The 20,788-nt window shown below is 70.4% G+C and carries 9 protein-coding genes; 3 read left to right on the plus strand and 6 right to left on the minus strand.

Annotated features, from left to right (window positions below; translation table 11 throughout):
- Positions 1-109: 109 nt before the first annotated feature.
- Together ISF28_RS14990 and ISF28_RS14995 are read right to left on the minus strand one after the other, a co-directional pair.
- The gene (locus ISF28_RS14990; protein WP_198117972.1) at positions 110-1,447 is read right to left on the minus strand and encodes a TldD/PmbA family protein; all 1,338 of its coding nucleotides are present in this window, start codon (positions 1,445-1,447) and stop codon (positions 110-112) included.
- 18 nt (positions 1,448-1,465) lie between these two features.
- Complete coding sequence (locus ISF28_RS14995) at positions 1,466-3,103, minus strand: TldD/PmbA family protein (RefSeq protein WP_198117973.1); 1,638 nt, start codon at positions 3,101-3,103, stop codon at positions 1,466-1,468.
- Between the two features lie 364 nt (positions 3,104-3,467).
- Here ISF28_RS14995 and ISF28_RS15000 point away from each other — a divergent pair, with 364 nt between their 5' ends.
- Positions 3,468-5,009: a S1C family serine protease gene (locus ISF28_RS15000; protein ID WP_198117974.1), complete on the plus strand. Its 1,542-nt coding sequence runs from the start codon at positions 3,468-3,470 to the stop codon at positions 5,007-5,009.
- Positions 5,009-5,926, plus strand: a complete 918-nt coding sequence (locus ISF28_RS15005; protein WP_198117975.1) for a hypothetical protein — start codon at positions 5,009-5,011, stop codon at positions 5,924-5,926. The genes ISF28_RS15000 and ISF28_RS15005 overlap by 1 nt, the downstream gene beginning before the upstream one ends.
- Before the next feature lie 3 nt (positions 5,927-5,929).
- On the opposite strand, the gene ISF28_RS15010 is transcribed toward ISF28_RS15005, so the two are convergent.
- Positions 5,930-7,564, minus strand: a complete 1,635-nt coding sequence (locus ISF28_RS15010; protein ID WP_198117976.1) for a serine hydrolase — start codon at positions 7,562-7,564, stop codon at positions 5,930-5,932.
- Between the two features lie 136 nt (positions 7,565-7,700).
- Between ISF28_RS15010 and ISF28_RS15015 the strand changes: the two genes are divergently transcribed.
- Positions 7,701-8,291, plus strand: coding sequence for a TMEM165/GDT1 family protein (locus tag ISF28_RS15015; protein ID WP_198117977.1), 591 nt, complete (start codon positions 7,701-7,703; stop codon positions 8,289-8,291).
- Here ISF28_RS15015 and ISF28_RS15020 read toward each other — a convergent pair.
- The 3 genes from ISF28_RS15020 to ISF28_RS15030 form a co-directional block, all read right to left on the minus strand.
- Complete coding sequence (locus ISF28_RS15020) at positions 8,288-9,904, minus strand: CehA/McbA family metallohydrolase (RefSeq protein WP_198117978.1); 1,617 nt, start codon at positions 9,902-9,904, stop codon at positions 8,288-8,290. The two genes, ISF28_RS15015 and ISF28_RS15020, sit on opposite strands and share 4 nt — an antisense overlap.
- Positions 9,905-9,989: 85 nt before the next feature.
- Positions 9,990-18,614, minus strand: a complete 8,625-nt coding sequence (locus tag ISF28_RS15025) for a glycoside hydrolase family 94 protein (protein ID WP_229519102.1) — start codon at positions 18,612-18,614, stop codon at positions 9,990-9,992.
- Between the two features lie 158 nt (positions 18,615-18,772).
- A complete protein-coding gene (locus ISF28_RS15030; RefSeq protein WP_198117980.1) occupies positions 18,773-20,698 on the minus strand; it encodes an aminotransferase class V-fold PLP-dependent enzyme in 1,926 nt (641 codons plus the stop codon).
- Positions 20,699-20,788 lie beyond the last annotated feature (90 nt).

A 20,788-nucleotide genomic window follows, 5' to 3' on the forward strand; every position in this document is an offset into this window, starting at 1 on the left:
AATGGCGCGTCATGGTGGGCACGGGGTGCCCACCCTACGGCATCGATACGTGATGACGTATGGCGTCAACGATTACGTAGGGTGGGCGGCCCTCCGCCCACCATGCACATCAAACCGCGTCGGACAGCGAGGTGAAATTAAAATCGCGGACCTTCATCGGCGGAATCAGCATCTGGAACGGCACCTCGTCGCCCGCGATCACGACCGGCTTGCCGATCTCCTCGATGTTGTTGAGCATCGTGACGGGGCTCTCGTTGAAACGGAAGTTCTTGATCGGGTGCTTGATCTTGCCGTTCTCGATGTAGAACGTGCCGTCGCGGGTCAGGCCCGTCAGCAGCACGGTCTGCGGGTCGACCATGCGGATGTACCACGTGCGGGTCACGAGCACGCCCTTCTTGGTGTTCGCGATCAGCTCCGCCGTCGACTTGTCCGTGCCGGCCATGATGATGTTGCCCGGCGTGGCCGTCGGCTGCACGCCCTTCTTCTTGGCCCAGTACTGCGAGTAGTTCAGCGCATTCACCTTGCCGTCCTTGATCAGGTCCATGCGGCGGCGCGCGATGAGGTTGTCGGTGTCCCACGGCAGCACGGGCACGTCCGGGTTCCACGGGTCGGCCCAGACGTTCACCTGCTGGTCGAACAGCTTGTCGCCCAGGCGCGACGCGCCGCCCTTCTTCGACAGGAAGCTGCGGCCTTCGTCGGTCTGGCGCGCGTCGAAGCCGAACAGCATGTAGCCGAGCAGCTCGGACGTGGCGGCCGGCTCCAGGATCACGGTGTAGCGGCCCGGTTCCAGCGCCTTCGCGTCGACGGAACGCAGCGCCTTTTCGATCGCGACGTCGGCCGCTTCGCGCGCGTCGAACCTGCTCGCGTCGGTGGCGGAGCGCTTGACCCAGCCGGAGCCGCGGCCGTCTTCCGTGCGCACGGTGCAGGTGAAGTCGAGGCTCGTCTGGCCCTGGTGGCCAACCACGCCGTTCGAGTTGGCCACGCCGGAGAACGAGGTGCCGTCCGTGAAGAAGCCGGCGGCGACGAGCTTGTTCTTCTTGCAGGCCTCGATCGCGTACGCGGCCGTCTGCGCGCGGAATTCCGGATCGATGGCGGCCGTCCTGGCGTTGAAGGTCTGCGACGCCTTGTAGTCCTGCTTGGACACCGCCGGCATGAATTCCGGATTTTCCGGCGCCAGGCGCGCGAGATCCTCGGCGCGGCGCACGACTTTTTCCAGCGACTTGTCGTCGAATTCGTTGATGGTGGCGGTGCCCTGGCGCTTGCCGAAAGCGACCGTCACGGCGATGTTGGTGTCGTCCGCGAGGCCGGCGGTGGACACCTCGTTGCGCGCGAAGCGGATGTTGCCGTTGCGGCTGCCGTTGACGGTGACGATGCATTCGTCCGCCTTCGAGAACGAGAGGACGCGGTCGCAAATGTGTTTGGTTTGTTCCTGAGTCAGGATGGTCATGGTGTGGGGTCTCCTGCCTTAGCCGATCTTGCGGGCGGTGTTGATGACGTTGATGCCGTTGAAACGCGAGGTCGAGGACCCGTGCGACACGATGCTGATCTGCGGGGGTTGCCCTTTGCCGTCGAAGAAGGAACCGCCCATGCGCCAATCGCGCTCGTCGCAGATCGCCGTGCACGCATTCCAGAAATCCTGCGTGTTCGACTGGTACGCCACGTCCTCCAGCATCTGGCCGATCTTGCCGTTGTTGATCTCGTAGAACAGCTGGCCGCCGAACTGGAAGTTGTAGCGCTGCTGGTCGATCGAGAACGAACCGTCGCCCACGATGTAGATGCCCTTCTTGATGTCCTTGACCATCTCGTCCGGCGTGAGCTGCTTCCTGCCCGCCTGCAGCGACACGTTGGGCATGCGCTGGAACTGCACGTTGCTCCAGCTGTCCGCGTACGAGCAGCCGTCCGATTCCGTCTTGCCGATGATGTGGGCCTGGTCGCGCGTGGCCTGGTAGCTGACGAGGATGCCGTCCTTGATGAGGTCCCAGCGCTTGGTCCGCACGCCTTCGTCGTCGTACCCCACGTTGCCCAGCGAGCCCGGGGTCGTCTTGTCGGCGACGATGTTCACCAGCGGCGAGCCGTAGTTGAACTTCTTCGACTGCCATTTATCGAGCGTCGCGAAACTCGTGCCGGCGTAGTTGGCCTCGTAGCCCAGCACGCGATCGAGCTCGGTCGGGTGGCCGACGGATTCGTGGATCGTCAGGTACAGGTGTTCGGGCGAGAGCATCAGGTCGTACTTGCCCGGCGTGACCGACTTCGCCGTCAGCTTGCGCCGGGCGTCGCGGCCCGCGGCGCGCGCGTCCTCGACGATGTCGTAGGACTTCGTGTACAGCGTGGCGACGCCGCCGGCCGCCTTGAGCTTGTCGTCCTTCTTCGCATCCAGGTATTCGTAGCCCATGCCGACGGGCGCCGACAGGCCGTTCCGCGAGCGGAACTTGCCGCTGGCCTTGTCGACCGCCGTCGCGGAAAACGGCGCCCACAGGCGCTGGATGTCCTGGTCGATGTACGAGCCGTCGGTGGAGGCGAAGTACTTCTGCTGCTGGACCTGGAACAGCATCGACTGCATGAAGCTGGCGCCGGCGTCCATGCCCGCCTTGTTCGCCGCGATCAGCAATTCCGCCTTGTCCTTGATGGGCACCGTGCGCCAGTCGCGGACGACCGGCGTCGCCCACGCCACCTCCCCCACGCCCTTCACGGGCGCAAGCCGCACCGGTTCCGCCTGCAGCTTCGCGTTCGCCTTCGCGATCGCCACCGCCTGGCGCGCCGCGCCCGCGATGCCGTCCGGCGTCATGTCGTTGGTGGCCGCGAAGCCGTAGGCGCCATTGCACACCACGCGCACGCCGACGCCGGCCGATTCGGTGTTCGTCACGTTCTCGACGTTCAAGTCGCGGGTGATGATGTACTGGTTGAGATAGCGGCCGATGCGCACGTCGCAATAGCGCGCGCCGGCCCTGGTGGCGGCATCGAGCGCGACGTCGGCCAGCGCCTTCTTGGCCGCGACGGGCATCGAGGCCAGCATCTCCTCGGCGGCGATGGCGTGGCCGAACACGGGCACCAGCATGGCGCCGGCGGTACCGGCACCGATTTTAAGAAAGGTACGGCGTTCCATGGGGTCTCCTGAAATCACGCAACATTTTTTTGACAGCGGCCCGGATCGCGGGCCGCTCTTCTTGTTGACTGCCGGGGTGCGAAAGCCGATGCACCTCAGCAGCAAGTTGACGTTTTTGATAGGCAATCTTCATGCCATGGCCGAAGCCGCGGATTTGGCGGCGCCGCGGCCATGCGCGGTGTCCGCGGCTGTCCGGGCGGTGTCCGCGCCGGGGTGACCGGACACTTGCATCTGCATGCCGCCGCAGGGCGAACGTTACGAAAAGGTTACACGTGAGAATTTGTGCATTTTTACAGTTGCGCACCGTGTATATTGCAACGGCAATGCTTGCATGTCACATTTCGCATACCGGAACAGGAAATTCATGAAGATCGTCCGCCTTGCCGCGGCCGCCGCGATCGCGCTGGCCAGCTGCACGCTCCACGCCCAGGAGGCCAGCCCGGCCACCGCGCCGCCGACCGCCGCGCCTTCCGTGTCGCCCGCCGTCGAGAACTCCGTGGTCAAGATCTTCAGCACGTTACGCCGTCCGGACCCGTTCAAGCCCTGGACCAAGGCCACGCCGCAGGACATCACCGGCTCCGGCGTCGTCATCGAAGGCAAGCGCATCCTGACCAACGCCCACGTCGTCGGCTACGCGAGCCAGGTGCAGGTGCAGGCCAGCCAGGACGGCGACAAGGTCGGCGCCACCGTCGTCGCGATCGCGCGCGGCATGGACCTGGCGCTGCTGAAACTGGACGACGAATCGTTCTTCGACAAGCACAAGCCGGTCAGGCGCACGAGCGTGCTGCCAGACGTGAGGGAGGCCGTGATGGCCTACGGCTATCCGCTCGGCGGCACGTCGCTGTCCGTCACCAAGGGCATCGTCTCGCGCGTCGAATTCGTCCCCTACGGCTACGGCAGCGCAGGCCTGCGCGTGCAGATCGACGCGCCGATCAACCCCGGCAACAGCGGCGGCCCCGTGATCGACGGCGACAAGATGATCGGCCTCGCGTTCTCGGTGGCGGCGAACGCCCAGAACATCGGCTACGTGATCCCGAACGAGGAAGTGGAACTGTTCCTGCGCGACGTGGCCGACGGCCGCTACGACGGCAAGCCGCTGCTGCTGGACGACGTGCAGACGCTGGAAAACCCGGTCCTGCGCCGCTACCTCAAGCTCGACAGGTCGGTCGACGGCGTCGTCGTGCACCGTCCCTACCGCAGCGACGCGCAATACCCGCTGAAGGAATGGGACGTCATCACGCGCATCGGCGACTATCCCGTGGACGACCAGGGCATGGTCAAGCTGGGCCCCAACCTGCGCGTGCGCTTCCAGTACCGCGTGCAGCAGGTCGCGCGGGACGGCAAGGTGCCGCTGACCATCGTCCGCGACGGCAGGACGATGGAAGTGCAGGTGCCCGTGGCCGGCCCGCGGCCGCTCCTGATCCCGCCGCTCGAAGGCAGCTACCCGCCGTACTTCGTGTACGGCCCGATCGTGTTCTCGCGTGCCACGGCCGAATACCTCTCGTTCATCAACCGCAATGCGCCACTGCTGAACGCCTTCGGCTTCAACGGCAACCCGCTCGTGACGCGCCGCGGCGACGAACCGGACGCGCAGCACGAGGAACTCGTCGTCGTCAGCTCGCCGTTCTTCCCGCACAAGCTCGTCGCCGGCTACAGCAACCGCTTCGGCTCCGTCGTCGAATCCGTCAACGGCGTGCCCGTGCGCAGCCTGCGCCACCTGGTGGCCCTGCTGCGCGACCTGAAGGACGATCTCGTCGTGCTGCGTTTCGACCAGCGCCTGGGCGAAACGATGATCCTGCCGCGCCAGGCGATGGTCGACGCGACCGACGGCATCCTGCAGGACAACGGCATCCGTTCGCAGGGCTCGCCCGACATGATGGCCGTCTGGAACGGCAAGAAAAGCTGATGGGCCAGACGATCTTCCTGCGCCGCGCCGTGCGCGCGGCAGTGTTGGCCGCCTGCGGGCCCGCCCTGTGCCTCGACGCGGGCGCGTCCCCCCTGCCCACGCCGGCCCAGTTGGCGGCACTGGCCTTCCCCGGCTGGAGCGACAACCCGGCCGGACGCGTGCACAGCGCGACGCTGCCGTCCTTGCCCGGCGTCGGGCACGGCGTGTACGCCGGCTGGAACACGGGCTCGAACCGGGTGCTCGTCGAACCGAAGCTGGTGCTGCGCACGGATGCCACGCACCTGACGCTCGTCGCGGGCCTCGTGCCCGCCGGCGAAGACGGCCGCTCCGTCGCCGTTCACGCAACGCCGATGGCGCTCGCCGCCTACCAGTTCGAGCAGCACGGCTCCGCCTGGGGCGTGAGCGGACGCCAGGGCATCTTCGCCCTGCGCGGTTTTTCCGGCGCCGCCGCCGTGCGCGAAGTCGCGCTGTCCGCGCGGCGTCCCGGCGTGGCCGTCGAATACGGCAGCTGCTGGCAGGGCTATTGCGGCACGTGGCTCGCCGTCTACGAAGTGAGCCGCGACATGGTCCGGCGCGAGCCGGCCGTGGAGCTGGCGCTGTCGGGCATCAACGTCGACGGCGCGACCGATTGCCAGCGCCGCCTGGCGCCGCTCGTCAAGCCGCACGCGCAGGATCCGGACGCGCACGACGACGGCGGCGCATCCGATACGCACGACTGCTATGCGATCGAAGGCAGCTGGACGATCGACGCTTCGCGCGACCGGCCCGGCGACATGACCGTGCACTACCAGGGCGCGATCAGCCGCGCCGAAGCCTACGCGGGGCCGCCGGCCGCGATCGACCAGCGCCAGGTGCTCCGCTACGGCAACGGCAAGTACCGCGCGATCTCGGGCTATTCGCCGGTGCCTGCGATTTGAATATCATGGCGCCGGTGACTTCACCGGCTTGAAATTCAAGTCCTGGAAGTCGTAGCTGAAATCCGTCTCGGTGGAGATGGGCTGCATCTTCATGCGCTCGATGCTGCCGTCCGGATTCAGCGCGAACGTCACGTACGCGTCCGCGTTGAAGTTGCGTTCCCTCCAGCGCACGATGAACGTGTCGTGCTGATAGTGTTCCAGCTCGCCCGTCAGGTCCGGCGTGCGCGACAGCGTCAGCACCTGCTTGCCGCCCACGTGCTTGATGGTCGCGATGCCGTACCACGGGTCCCGGTATTCGCCGTCGTACGCCGTGCGCGCCAGCGAGGGTTGCGACTTGGCCGCGCGCGCCGCGCCGGCCTTGCCCAGGCGCGCCAGTTCCTTCGCGTGGTTGTCGTCGTCGACGGCTTTCACGATGCCGATCCAGTCGGTCGACGCCGCCGGGTTCAGCATGCGGTCGAGCAGCTGGTACTGCAGCGCGTTCAGCGACCCGCCGCTTTCCGCGTTGGTGAGAATGGCGAAGCCCAGCTTCGCTTCCGGCACCAGCACCACCTTCGAATAAAAGCCCTGCAGCGCGCCGCTGTGCATGGCCACGAGCTTGCCCTGCCAGTCGCGCAGCTGGAAGCCGAGGCCGTAGGCCAGGAAGTTCGGCCGGGTGGCGGCCAGCCTGGGATCGGGTTCGCTGATGCGCATCGGCGTCTGCGCCGTCCACATCTCGCGCGCCTGCTTGGCGCTGTACAAACGCACTTCCTTCCCGTTCGCGTCCGTGCCCACGCGGCCGCCGGCCAGCAGCACGTTCATCCAGCGCGCGATGTCCTCGGCATTCGTATTGATGCCGACGGCGCCCACGGCGTTCGGCACCGGCATCGCCTTCACGGCGGCGATCCTGCCGTCGATCTTGCTGTGCGCGTGCGCCACGTCCGGATTGCCCGCGTTTTCCCGGAGGCTCGTCGTCGTCGACGCCATGCCGACCGGAGCCAGGATGCGCTCGTGGATCGTCTCGCCCCACGTCTTGCCCGACTTGGCCGCGACGATCTTGCCGGCCGCGATGTACAGCAGGTTGTCGTACGCGTAGCGGCTGCGGAAGCTCGTGGCCGGGCGGATGTAGCGCAGCTTGTGGATGATCTCGTCGGTGGAGAAATTCGTCGTGGGCCACCACAGCAGGTCGCCGGCGCCGAGACCCAGGCCGCTGCGGTGCGTGAGCAGGTCGCGCACCGTCATGTCGTGCGTGACGTAGGGGTCGTACATCTGGAAGTCCGGCAGGTGCTTCGTGACCGGATCGTCCCACGCCAGCTTGCCTTCGTCGACGAGCATCGCCAGCGCGGCCGCCGTGAACGCCTTCGAGTTCGACGCGATCTCGAACAGCGTCTTGCCGTCGACCTTGTCCGGCGCGCCCAGCTTGCGCACGCCGAAGCCCCGGGTGGCGATCACCTTGCCGTCCTTGACGACGGCGATCGCGATGCCGGGCACGTCGAAGAGTTTCATCGTGCGCTCGACGTCGTCCGCCAGATGGGCGTTCAGGACGGCGGCGGCGTCGATCGCGGCGGCGGACGTGGACGGCGCGGCGGCGGGGACGGCGGGGGTCTGCGCCAGTGCGGCGCCGGAAAAAGCGAGCAGGATCGCTGCTGCGATGCGGGTCATTGATTGCACTCTTGGATTCCTCTAGCGGTAAAGGTCCCGGGTGGCGGGAGCGCGGAGCAGGATAGCATTTTCTTCCGGGCCTCTGCTATCATCCGCGTTTCACCGCCTTGCCTTCCGCGCCCGCCGCGGTTCCCAGATGGACGCCTTCCTCGTATCCACCGGCATCGTCGCCCTCGCCGAAATCGGCGACAAGACGCAGTTGCTGGCCTTCCTGCTCGCCGCGCGCTTTCGCCGTCCCGTGCCCATCGTGGCCGGCATCTTCGTCGCGACCGTCGCCAACCACGCCTTCGCGGCCGCCGTCGGCGCCCTCGTGGGCCGGCTGCTCGGGCCCGACGTCATGCGCTGGGTGCTGGGCATCGCCTTCCTCGGCATGGCCGCGTGGATCATGGTGCCGGACGAGGTCGACGAAGACGCCACGCCGCTGGCGCGCTTCGGCGTGTTCGCCACCACCGTGATCGCGTTCTTCGTCGCCGAGATGGGCGACAAGACGCAGGTCGCCACCGTCGCGCTGGCGGCGCGCTACAGTTCCGCCGTGGCGGTCGTCGCCGGCACGACGCTCGGCATGATGATCGCGAACGTGCCGGCCGTGTACTTCGGCGACCGCATCGCCGCGCGCCTGGCCGCCGGCTCATCGTCGCTGAAACTCGTGCACGGCCTCGCGGCGCTGATCTTCGCCGTGCTGGGCATCGCCACGCTGCTGGGCGCGGGACGCAGCCTGGGTTTCTAAGGCTGCGCGGCCTGCGTGACCCACACGGGCGCCGACCACAGGATCCGGCCGTCGTCCTGCGTCACCTTCGCATAATAAAAATGCGCGCCGGGCGCCGGCACGGTCGTGACGTCGGCCTGGTCGGACAGCTGGCTCACGTCGCCGTTGCGTCCCGGGACGCCTTCCACGATCGCCACCGTCGCGGCATGCCGGCCGGGCGCGCCGGCGTACGCCACCTGCAGGTGCAGCGGTCCCGTATTGTCGAAGCGCTCGCCCATCACGTGGCCGTTCGCGCTGAAGACCACCTGCGCATCCTTGTCCATGGTGGCGAACACGCGGCGCGCGCGCACGGCCTCGAGGAAGCTCGCGCGCGTCAACGGCACGCCGTTCGGGATCAACACCGCGCTGCGGTTGCTGTACGACGCGCCCCAGTTGGCGCAGTGGTTGTCCTGGTCGCTGCTGAACGCGACGTGGTAGCCCGCCTCCAGCAGCTTGTCGCAGGCCTGTTCGAAATTGCTGCGCCGCGTCTCGCCCTCCGTCTCGCTGCTGGAAAACGCCGAGCTGTTGACCACTTCGCACAAGGCCATGACGGCGTCGCCGTCCGGCGTGTAGGCGAGCGGCGTGCCGTTCACGACGAACTGGCCGGTCAACGCCGGATGATTGAACTGGCCCGTCAGGCCGCGCTGGCGCATCAGCGTGTACAGCGCGGCGTAGTCGCTCTTGGGCGTCTCCGTGTCCGCGATCAGTTCGCCCTTCCCGTTCTTCTCCCAGCCGAGCAGCTCGTCGCTGTCGAAGATGTTCAGGTGGCCGCCGTTGCCGATCACGCCCCATTCCATGCCGTACAAGGCCAGGAAGCCCGGATTCGCGGCCGTGTAGTCGCGCGCCGTTGCCAGGCCCGCCTGGTACATGGCCTTGGCCTTCGCGGGATCGGCGTCCGGATTGGTGCCGTCCGAGCCGTCGTACATATGGTTGTGCTCCGAGACCATCAGCATGTCCAGGCCGTGCCGGCGCGCGTACGGATAGGCGGCGTCCGGGCCGTAGGGCGCCGACTGCGGATCCTGCGCGCCGTGGCAGGTGGCGACGGGGCCGCCGCCGTCGCTGTCGCGCGTCTGGCTGTGCAGGTTGCCGTAATAGACCGTGTACGGCAGCCCGCCCGGCGCCGGCGCCGCCATCGTGCGCGCATGTCCCGTCGCCAGCGGCGCAAAGGCCGGCAGCGCCGGTGCCGGCACCGCGCCGACGGCGATGTCCCAGGCCTGGTCCGCCGTCTCGCCGCCGGTGGCGGCATGCAGGCGCACGTGATAGATGCCGGGCGCGGGCCGGCGGCCGGCCAGGGTGCCGGTCCAGCGCACGGACACGTCGCGCGGCGTGCCGGTGAGCGTCAGCCGACCGTGCCAGCGGGCGACGCGCCGGCCGCCCGGCGCGACGAGGTCCAGGTGCCACGTCACGGGGACGCGCCCGCGCAGGTCCGGATACTCGAACGACAGCACGAACGTGCGCGCATCGCGGACCGCGCCGCGATAGGGCGCCAGCAAGGTCGCATCGAACTCGCGGTGTTCGCGCGTGGCGGCGGCCGCGGGGTGGATCGGACCGGCCGCGGCCAGCACCAGGGTCAGGGAGAGGAGTGAGGTTTTCATGATGCAATTTTTGCAATTGCACGCATGTCCACCTTGATCCACGGCTCATAAAATTGTCAGTTAGATATTAACTTATTGACAAATTTTAAGGCCGCATCTTTTCGAACGCCGTCCGGTCCGAATGCGGCGCGGCGGCGCTCGCGTCGTGACGGCAGGCCACGTGCAGTTCCACGTCGTGCGCCCGGCCGTCGTCCGCCAGCATGACCGTGCTGCCCGCCTGCGCCACGCCGTCCACGCGGAGCAGCGGCGCGTCCGCGCGCCGCACGGCGATCGTGTAGACGCTGTCGCCGTAGCGGTAATGCAGACGGAAGCCTTCCCAGCCGGCCGGCAGGCGCGGCGTGAGCGTCAGCGTGTCGGCGGCGCGCGTCACGCCGAGCAGCGACTCCACGAGCAGGCGGTACATCCAGCCGGCCGCCCCCGTGGTCCAGCTGCCGCCGCCCCGTCCCGCGTGCGGCGCGGCCGCGCACACGTCGTCCGCCATCACGTAGGGTTCGGATTGGTACACGCCGCAGGCTTCGGCCGTGCGCGTGCGATGGAGCGGATTGAGCATGCGCGCCAGTTCCCAGGCCCGTTCCGTGTCGCCCAGGTGCGCGAAGGCCATCGCCGCCCAGATCGCGGCCTGCGTGTCCTGGCCGCCGTTCGCGCGCACGCCCGGCGCGTCGGCGCGGATGGCGCCCGGGTCCGGCCGGCCCTGATCGAACGGCGGGTCGAGCAGCTGGACCAGCGCCGCGTCGCGGCGCACGAGATGCGCGTCGACCGCGTCCATCGCGATGCGCGCCCGTCCGCGGTCGGCCGCGCCGGACAGCACGGCCCAGCTCTGCGCGGCGGAATCGATGCGGCACGCGTCGTTCGCGCGCGCGCCGAGCGGCGTGCCGTCGTCGAAGTAAGCGCGCCGATACCATTCGCCGTCCCAGGCGTTGTCCTCGATGTTGTGCGCGAGGACCTGGGCCGCACTGCGGCAGGTCGTGCAGAACCCGTAGTCGCCGCGCCGGTCGGCCAGGTCCGCAAAGCGGCACAGCACGTCGTACAGGAAGAAGCCGAGCCACACGCTCTCGCCGCGGCCCTTGGTGCCGACGCGGTCCAGGGCGTCGTTCCAGTCGCCGGTGCCGATCAGCGGCAGGCCGTGCGGGCCGAACACGAGGGCGCGCCGCAACGCGCGCACGCAGTGTTCGTAGATGCCGGCCTGCTCGCGCGACCGGCCGGGCACGTCGCACCACGCCGCCTCGTCCTGCCTGAGCGCGCGGCCTTCGATGAACGGCGCCACCTCGTCCAGCAGCGACTCGTCGCCCGTCGCGCCGACGTAGCGGTGCACGGCCAGCGGCAGCCACAGGTAATCGTCCGAGCAGCGCGTACGCGCGCCGCGTCCGGTGGGCGGGTGCCACCAATGCTGCACGTCGCCTTCGACGAACTGGTGGCCCGCGAACAGCAGGATGTGGTCGCGCAGCAGCTCGGGCCGCGCGTGCACGGCGGCCATCGCGTCCTGCAGCTGCTCGCGGAAGCCGTAGGCGCCCACCGATCGTTCATGCCCGCTGCGCGCCCACATGCGGCAGGCGATGGTCTGGTACATCAGCCAGCCGTTGGCCAGCAGGTCGAAGGCCGGCTCCGGCGTCTCGATGCGCACGGCACCGAGCGTGTCGTCCCAGAAGTCGCGCACGCGGGCCAGGCCGGCGGCCGCCGCGGCGGAACCGCAGTGGCGCTGGACCATGCCGGTGGCATCCAGGTTGCGGCGGCCGCCCACGCCCAGCATGAACACGAGTTCCTGCTCGTCGCCCGGCTGCAGCTCGACGACGGTCTGCAGCGCCGCGCACGGATCGAGCCCGGCGCCGCTGCGGCCGGACAGGGTCGTGCGCCCGAGCGCGGCCGGATCGGCGAGGCTGCCGCCCTCGCCGATGAATTCCGCGCGGTCGCACGTGAAGGCCACGTGCTCGGCATCGAGGTGGAAGAACGCGACGCGGCCCGCGAAATCGGCATTCCACGCATTGCGGGCGAACAGCGCGCCGCTGACGGGATCCAGCTCCGTCACCACGTGCGGCGCGGATTCGGCGCGCACTTCGCCGAGCACCCATTCGACGTAGCCGGTCACGGACAGCCGGCGCGGCGCGGCGCCGTCGTTGCGCAGCTTGATCACGACGTACTTGAGCGGCGCGTCCAGCGCCACGTACGTCAGCAGCTCGCTCGCGATGCCGTGCGCCGCGTGCTCGAACACGCTGTAGCCGAAGCCGTGGCGCGCGACGTAGTCGCCGCCGGACGGCGCCGGCAGCGCCGTCGGCGACCAGAATTCGCCCGTCAGTTCGTCGCGCACATAGAACACTTCGCCGCCGCGGCCGGCCGCCGGAGCGCCGTCCCATGGCGTCAGGCGGAATTCGTGCGCGTTCTGGTTCCAGCTGTAGGCCTGGCCGCTTTCCGACACGACGGTGCCGAACATCGGGCTGGCCAGCACGTTGACCCACGGCGCCGGCGTCGGCCGCCCGGGCCCCGTGCGGATGACGTATTCGCGTCCGTCCGCGCCAAAGCCGCCGATGCCGTTGTCCAGTGCGAGCGCGCGCGCGGGCAGCGCCGGCGTCGCGGACGCCGTCGTCTGCGCGGGCGCGGTGGGCACGAGCGCCGGCGGCAGCTCGGCCTTGCGTGCGGCCGCGCGGCGCAGTTGTTCGGCAAGGCCGCCGTGTTCGTCCGAGAGGATCACGCGCGCGACGGCCTGCAGCAGCACGCGGTCCTCGTCCGGGATCGCGCCGAGCGGCCGCACGAACACGCCGCCCGGCCGGTCGACCGATTGCGCAGCGGGCCCGGACGCGATCAGGTTCATGATCGGCTCCTGGCCGGCCGCGTCCTCGCACCAGATCACGAGATCGGCGGCGAGTCCGTTCAGGCGCCACCACGCGTGGGCCTGGACCAGCTGGCGCGCCAGGTCGATGTTGGCGGCGTCGCGCATGCGCAGCAGCACGATCGGGTGCTCGCCCGAGATTGCGTGGGCGTCCAGCGCCGCCCGGCCGCGCTGGTTGCGCGCGATGAGGGCCGGGTCGGCGCGCAGCGCGGCCCGAGGATGGAGCACGCTGCCGGCCAGACGCGCGTACAGCTGGGCGTCCGTTTCGCTCGCGTTCAGCTGGCGCAGCACGACCTGGCCGTGCGTCCACGCCAGTTCGGGTACGCGGTCGGCCAGGTGGCGGATCCGGTATGTGTCGACCAGGCGCAACGCCTGCTCGCGCGTGTCGGCCGCGCCCAGCACGACGTCGACGTGCGCCTCCCGGTGCGGCGCCAGGGTGAGCACGCGGCGGATCGCGAGCGCCGGATCGGGCACGGCGCCGGCCGTGCCGCCGAGCGCCGCGCGCCCGTCCAGCGCGGCGGGGCGCGCATGGCCCCGGCCGCGGCCGATGAAGCGCGCGCGGCTCGTCTCGAATTCGGGCGCCGATGCATCGATATTCTCGCCATGCACCGTCATCAGGTTCAGCAGCCACGGCGCGGCATCGTCCGCGTGGCGCGGACGGCGCGTGCACAGGATGGCCCCGCGCTCGGCCAGTATCTCCGTCTGCACGGCCGATCCCAGTTCCGCGTAACTCGTCAGCTCGATCCTGCGCGTCGAATCCGTCCGGTTGGCGATGCGCAGGCGGCGCAGTTCGATGTCGTCCTCGGGCGAGACGACGATCTCCGTGTGCAGCTCGATGCCGTGGTCGCGCCGGCGGAATTCCGCGCGGCCTTCGGAGAACACGGCCTCGTAGTGCTCGGGCCGCGCCAGGGTCGGCTGCCACGTGTTCGACCACACGGCGCCGCTGTCCACGTCGCGCAGGTAGCAGAAGTGGCCGCCGTCGTCGACGGTCGGGTCGGCGCGCCAGCGCGTGACGGCCAGGCCGCGCCAGACGCTGTAGCCGGCGCCGCCCGCCGTCACCATCACGTGGTAGCGGCCGTTGGACAGCAACTGCACTTCCTGCGGCGCGGTGTCCGGCGCCGCGACGGTGCGCGTCGCCGTGTCGGCCGCGGGCGCCGGCGGGTGCAGCGCCTCGACCTCGGCGCGCGCGGACGCGTGCGCGCCCGCGGCCGGCGCGCGCTCCTGCAGCAGCGGCAAGGCGGCCCGGCAGCGCGGATCGCCGGCGAAGCGGCGCTGCATGGGCCGGTCGTGCAGCAGGAACGACAGCGCGAGAAGACCGATCCCCTGGTGGCGCCCCACGAACGCGCGCACGACGGCGCAGGCCTGGCCCGCCGGCCGCCGCGCCGGCGTGTAGTCGATGGCCTCGTACAAGCCGTAGCGGCCCGCGCAACCCTGCCTGGCCATGCGTTCCAGGTTGGCGCACGCGCGTTCCGGCTCGACCATCAGCACCATCATCGCGGCGTACGGCGCGACGACGAGATCGTCGCCGAGGCCGCGTTGCGCGCCCGCGCCCGGCACGCCGAACGTCCGGCACTGGTAGTGCAGCGCGGCGTCCATCGCGTTGCAGCCGGATTCGGAGATGCCCCACGGGACGTCGCGCCGGCGGCCGTACTCGGCCTGGACGCGGACGACGCTCCGGTACGTCCGGTCCAGCAGCGTGTCGTCGTAGGTCGGCATCACCAGCAGCGGCATCAGGTATTCGGACATCGAGCCGCCGCGCGACAGCAGCAACTGCTGGCCGTGCACGAGACACGGCTGGCGGCCCAGCGCGAACCAGTGCGCCTGCGGAAGCCGGCCCTGCGCGATGCCGACGAAGCTGGCCAGGCGCGCGTCGGACGCGAGCAGGTCGTGATGATCGTCGTCCGGCCGGCGCTCGTCCACGCGGTAGCCGGTCGACAGGCGGGCCGTGTCCGCGTCGTACAGCAGGCCGAAATCCATCTCGGCGCCCGCGCGCGCAGCGCGGACCAGCTGGTCGATCTCGTGCAGGCGCGCCCGCGCGTTGGCGCTGCCTTCGGCGACGAGGCGGCCGAGCAGCAGCTGGCGCGTGCATTCATCCGGGTCCAGGTCGGCGCCGGGCGCCTTCATGCTTGATCGGGCCAGCTCGCGCAAGGTCGGGATGCGCGTGAGGCTGGCATCGATCACGTATTCCTGCACGACGCGCATCCACGGCGCCATCGCCAGCAGATCGGCGTGTGCCGCCGCCGTTTGCGCGGCCAGCCGGCCGGCCCAGTCGAGCAACGACGGGTCGGCGTCCTCCGGCACGACGGCGCGCAACGCCTCGGCCCGGCGCGCCAGCGCCTGCAGGCAATCGGCCAGGCCCGGCAGCGTGTCCGCGTTGCGGCAACGCTCCGGCGTCAGCTGGTGGCGCAGCGCGGCGAGCGCGTCGCGCACGGCGGGCGGCGCCGGCAGCGCGTACTCCTCGACGACGTCGAGCGTGGCGCGGATGCCGTCCAGCGCGCGGCTGGAGGCGACGGGTTCGTCGGCCAGGCCTTCCAGGCCGGCGGCGAGCGTGAGCAGGTGGCCGGCCAGGTTGCCGCCGGCGGCCGTCGACACGTGGCGCGGCTGCAGCGGCGCCAGCGTGCGCGTGTCGTAGCCGCTGTAGAAATGGCCGCGGTGACGCTCCAGCCGGCCCATCGTGTCCAAGGTCGCGCGCGTGCGCGCCAGCAGTTCGCCCGTGGCCGCAAAGCCGAAGTCCCAGGCCGTGACGTTGGCCAGCAGCGCCAGCCCGAGGTTCGTCGGCGACGTGCGGTGCGCGACGGCGGGCGCCGGATGCTCCTGCAGACCGTCCGGCGGGAGCCAGTTGTGCTCCGCCGTGACGTGGTCCTCGAAGAACGCCCACGTGCGGCGCGCGAGCCCCCGCAGGAAGCGGTGCTGGTTGTCCGAGAGGCGCGGCGCGCGCTGCGTGACCGGCAGGCTGACCCACCACGCCACGACCGGCGACAGGAACCACAGCAGCAACAGCGGCGCGGCGGCGAACAGCGCGAGCGGATTCGTAAAACTGAGCAGGACGGCGGCGCCGACCGCGAACGCGGGCGCGAACCACATGTTGCGCCAGTTCGACTCCATGTCCGTGCTGGAGCGTAACAGGCCGGCCGCGCGCCATTCGAGCCGGCGCCGCTTCGACACGTGCGTTCGCCACAGGCCGCGCGCGATCGCGTCCACGCTGTAGCAGGCTTCGTGCGGCAGGAAGGCCGTATCCAGCAGCGCGCGGCCCAGGCCGATGCGCGCGTCCTGCGCCCAGTTCAGCACATGCTGGCCCGGCGCGACGTCGTGCGGCTTGTCGGCCAGGTCGATCAAGGCGTCCAGCGCGAACGGCAAAAAGATGACGGCCAGGGCGGCCGCGCTCCAGAACGCGGGCGCCGGCAGCAGCGCCCAGCACACCAGCAATGCCGCGGTCAGCGCCGGCGCGACGAGGCTGCGGCGCAGGTTGTCGACGAGCTTCCAGCGCGCGAGCGGCGGCAGCGGATTGGGTTCCGTGCGGCCGCCCGCCAGCGGCACGCGCGCGCGCAGCCAGCCGGTCAGTTGCCAGTCGCCGCGGATCCAGCGGTGGCGGCGGCCGACGTCGTCGCTGTAGCGCGCCGGGCAAGGCTCGACGAGCGGCGCGTCGGCGAGCAGGCCGGCGCGCGCGTAACACCCTTCCAGCAGATCGTGCGACAGCACGCGGTCGGGTGGGAAGCGTCCGCGCAGCAGGCGGTCGAACGCGCGCAGGTCGTAGATGCCCTTGCCGGCGAAGGAGCCTTCGCCGAACAGGTCCTGGTAGACGTCGACGCTGGCGCGCGTGTACGGATCGATGCCCGGCGCGCCGCTGCACACGCGTTCGAAGCGGGACGCGTCCTCGCGCGGCAGCGCCGCCGTCACGCGCGGCTGCAGCACGCCATGGCCTTCCACCACGCGCCGCCCGTCGAGCGACAGCACGGGGCGATTGAGCGGATGCGCCATCGCGGCGACGAAGGCGCGCGCGGCGTCGCGCGGCAGCTGCGTGTCGGCGTCGAGCGTGATCACGTAGCGGACGACGTCCAGGCCGTCGACAGTGCCCTCGACGACGGCGAACGGCGCGCGCTCGCCCCTCAACAGGAAAGCGTTCAGGTCTTCCAGCTTGCCGCGCTTGCGCTCGCGGCCGATCCAGGCGCCCTCGCCTTCGCTCCACACGCGCTGGCGGTGCAGCAGCAGGAACGGCCGGTCGTCGGCGTATTTGTCGTTCAGGGCGGCGACGGCGGCGCGCGCCTGTTCGATCAATTCGGCATCGCCGGTTACTTCTTGCTGCGGCGCGTCGACCAGGTCGGTGAGGAGGCAGAAGCGCAGGTGCGGATCGCGATTGGCCAGGTAATGCACCTCGAGCACGTCGGCCAGCGCGGCGACGTTGGCACGGCTGTACAGCAGCGCGGGCACGGCGACGATGGCGCGCGCGTCGGACGGAATGCCGGCGCCGAAATCCAGGCGCGGCAGCGGCGCCGGCGCGACCAGCCGCGCGGCCATCAGGTTCACGAGCGCCAGTGCCAGCTGGCTCGCGCCGAACGCGCCCAGCACGCCGATGGCCACGAGCACGCCCGGGCCGGCGCCGTCGTCGGACGCACGGACGACGATCGCCGCCAGGAACGCCGCGGCGAGCGCGCCGGCCGCGCCCAGATAGGACAGCAGCGGCCGCGCGCGGCACAGCGCGGCGATGACGCCGGAGCGGATGTTCAGCCGCGCCTCCAGGCGGGATACGCCTTTGCCGGCCAGGTAGTAGCCGACGTGGCGCAGGCGCGCATCCGGGCCGCCCGCGCCGGCCAGCGCCAGCGCCTCCGTCGCCACCTCGATCTCGCTGCGGCCGGCCGCGCGCGCGAGGCGTTCGATCGCGTGGCGGTAATGGTCGCGCGTGGCGAAGTCCATCTTGTCGTAGACGCCGGCCGGGTCGCCGCGCAGGGCCTGGTCGACGGCGCTCAGCGACTCGACGAAGGCGCGCCAATCCGTGCTGCCGAGCAGGCGCAGGCTGCCGATCGTGTTCGCGGCCGAGACCTGGTCGGTGGCCTGCTGCTTGACGTCGGCCTGCACGGCCTGGTCGATGGTGCGGCCCTCGTCGGCGAGGCGCGTCGCGATCCATTGCAGCGCCTGCGTGAGCGGGCCGCCGCGGCCCTGCAGCCGGCGCGCGAGTTCGGCGACGAAGCCGGAACCCATCGGCTGCACCTCGCGCGCCATGTCGGCCACGATGAGGATCAGGTCACCGGGGCGCTCGTCGGCCTTGGCGGTCATGCGGTCGATCCAGCGGCCCGCCTGTTCGCGCTGACGCCGGCTGTCGGCCTGGCGCACGGCGAGGCGGCGCAGGTTGTCGATCAGCGCGAGCCGCAGCATGATCGGGATCGCCCACAGCTCGCCCAGCGCCAGCGGCGCGCCTTCCTGGTAGGCGGCGACGAGGCGCGCCAGGCTTTCCGGCTCCACGCGGCCGTCGCCGTGCGCGACCGCTTCCAGCGCCAGCTCGTACACGCGCGGGTGGCCGCACGCGTCCGGGTCCGCGTCCGCCACACAGGGCAGCGCGCGGCAGTAATCCCACGGCAGATGGCTGCGCGCGAGGCGGATCTGTTCCTCGATCAGGTAGGAATGGTCGAGCAGCCATTCGGCGGCCGGCTCGAGGCGCATGCCGGATTTGGCGGCGACGGTAAGATCGGCGCAGGCCTCGGCGATGACGGCGGCATTGTCGTCCAGGCGCACCAGCAGCCGGTCGCTGCCCGGCCGGGTGCTGGATGGATGGCGCGCGGCGAGGCGGCGGCCGTGCACGGCCATCTGGGCGGCGGAAAACAGTTCGGCGCGCAGCGGGGCGTCGTCGTTCGCGAGGCCGCGGGCTGCGGGCGGTAGCGCTTTTTCTTCTTTCAACAGGAACCTCATGGTGGCGTGCGCAACCGGCCGCCGGCTGACGCGGGACGCGACCATTCGGATGAGGCGTGAAACTCGTGGGCGCACGGCTGTCACCATGCTAAGAGATCACGTGTTCTGGAACTGTGCGCTACCGTACACAGTTGACGATCGGTAGGTCAGGCCAGCGCGAGTCCCCCCGCGACCGTCCACGCCTGCGTGTGTCCCGCCCGGCGCAGGCACAGCGCGGCCTTCGCGCTGCGGTTGCCGCCGCGGCACACGAACACGACCGGCCGTGCCGGCTCGGACAACCACGCCGCCACGTGCTCCGCGAGGCGCGACAACGGCACGTTGCGCGCGGCGCGGCCATGCAATGCCATCGGGCCGGCCGCCGCTTCGAAGGCCTCGCGCACGTCGACGAGCAGCGCGTCCTCGTGGCGGCGCAGGAATGCCTCCAGCGCGTCCGGCTGCAGCTGCCCGGCCGCGTCGCCGTCGTGTTTGCGCGCGGCCAGCGTCGCGCAGGGAAGGCCGTCCACGTCGGCGCGGTGGCACCGCACGGCGCCGTCGTGCGCGACGCGCGCCAGGCGCGCCGCAACGATGGCGCCGAACACGTGGCGCACGGCCGTGCGCGGCAAGCGGCCGGCATCCGCAGCGCCCAGCAGGTAGCCGTCCGGGAGGCGGGCCAGCACGGCGCCGCCGATTTTCATGCACGGCGCATGACTGCCGTCGTCCAGCGCGACGGTGCCGTCGTCCGCCGCGTCGGCATCCAGCAGGTTCAAGCCCGCGTCGCGCGCGAGCGCGGCGATGCGCCCGCGCTGCTCGGGCGGCGCATCGATCGCGACGCAGCGCTGCGCATCGAACACGATCCAGCCATGCCGCCCGTCGGCGCTGACCTGCATGACGCCCGGATTGCCGTCCGCCAGGAACGGCGCGCGCAGGGCTTCGCCGCAGCGGCGGATGCGCGCGCAGGCGGCGGCGACGAAGGCGGCATCCGCCAGCGGCCCGATCGACAAACGCACGGCGTTGCCGCTGCGGACCGGCGGCAGACCCATCGCGTCCAGCACGTAGCTGGGCGCGGCCTTCGCCGCCGAACACGCCGACCCCGCGCTGACGCGCACGCCGGCCGCGTCGAACAGGTCGAGCAAGTCCTTGCCGGACACGCCGGGCACGGAAAAATTCAAGGTGGTCGGCAAGGTGTGTTCGAACGGCGCGTTGAAGACGATGGCGGGGAACGCCTCGCGCAGGGCGGCCGCCAGCCGGTCGCGCAGCGCCGCCAGTTCGCCGTGGCCGCGGAACGTGGTGCCCTCTTCCAGCGCGGCCAGCACGGCGCCGAGGGCGGCGATGCCGGCCATGTTCTCGGTGCCGGAGCGCTGCCCGCCTTCCTGGCCGCCGCCGATCATCAACGGCGTGTAGGGCGCGCCGTCGCGCACGTACAGGATGCCGATGCCTTTCGGCGCATGCAGCTTGTGACCGGAGAACGGCGCGTAGTCGATGCGCGTGTTCGCCAGGTCGAGCGGCAGCTTGCCCAGCGCCTGCACGCAGTCGACCATCCAGTACGCTTTCGGTGCGCACTCGCGCAGCACGCGCGCGATGCCGTCGAGGTCCGAGATCGCGCCGGTCTCGTTGTTGGCCGCCATCGTGCAGACCATGGCGGCGCGCGGCGCCAGCTCGCGCAGCACGTCCAGGCGGTGGCGTCCCGCGGCGTCGACGGGCAGCGGCTGCAAGGTCAGGCCGGTGCCGAGCAGGCGGTTCCAGTGCGCGAGGCTTTCCGACACGGCCTTGTGTTCGGTGGCCCCGTACACCAGCAGGTCGCCGCAGGCCTCGCCCGCCGCGCGGCGTTCGCGCACGGCGACGAGCGCGGACAGCACCGCGGTCTGGATGCCTTCCGTGGCGCCGCTCGTGAACAGCACCCGTCCCGGGCCGGCGCCGAGCACGCGGCGGGCCCGCGCGCGGGTCGTATCGAGGATGCGTTTGGCGCGCAGGCCGGTGGCGTGGCTGCTGCTCGGATTGCCGAACTGGGTCTCCATCGCCTCGACCGCGGCGGCGATGGCGGCAGGAAGGACCGGCGAAGTGGCGTTTGCGTCGAGGTAGATGTCGGGAGCCATGAAATAATTGCTAAAAGTCCAAAAATAAATGCGCCATCAGCGCGATTGTTGAGTAATATGTTACGGTTTGGTGCCGAAAATGACGTACTA

Origin of the sequence: Massilia rhizosphaerae, from assembly GCF_016093545.1 — a bacterium.
GTDB classification, from domain to species: Bacteria; Pseudomonadota; Gammaproteobacteria; order Burkholderiales; family Burkholderiaceae_D; genus Telluria; species Telluria rhizosphaerae.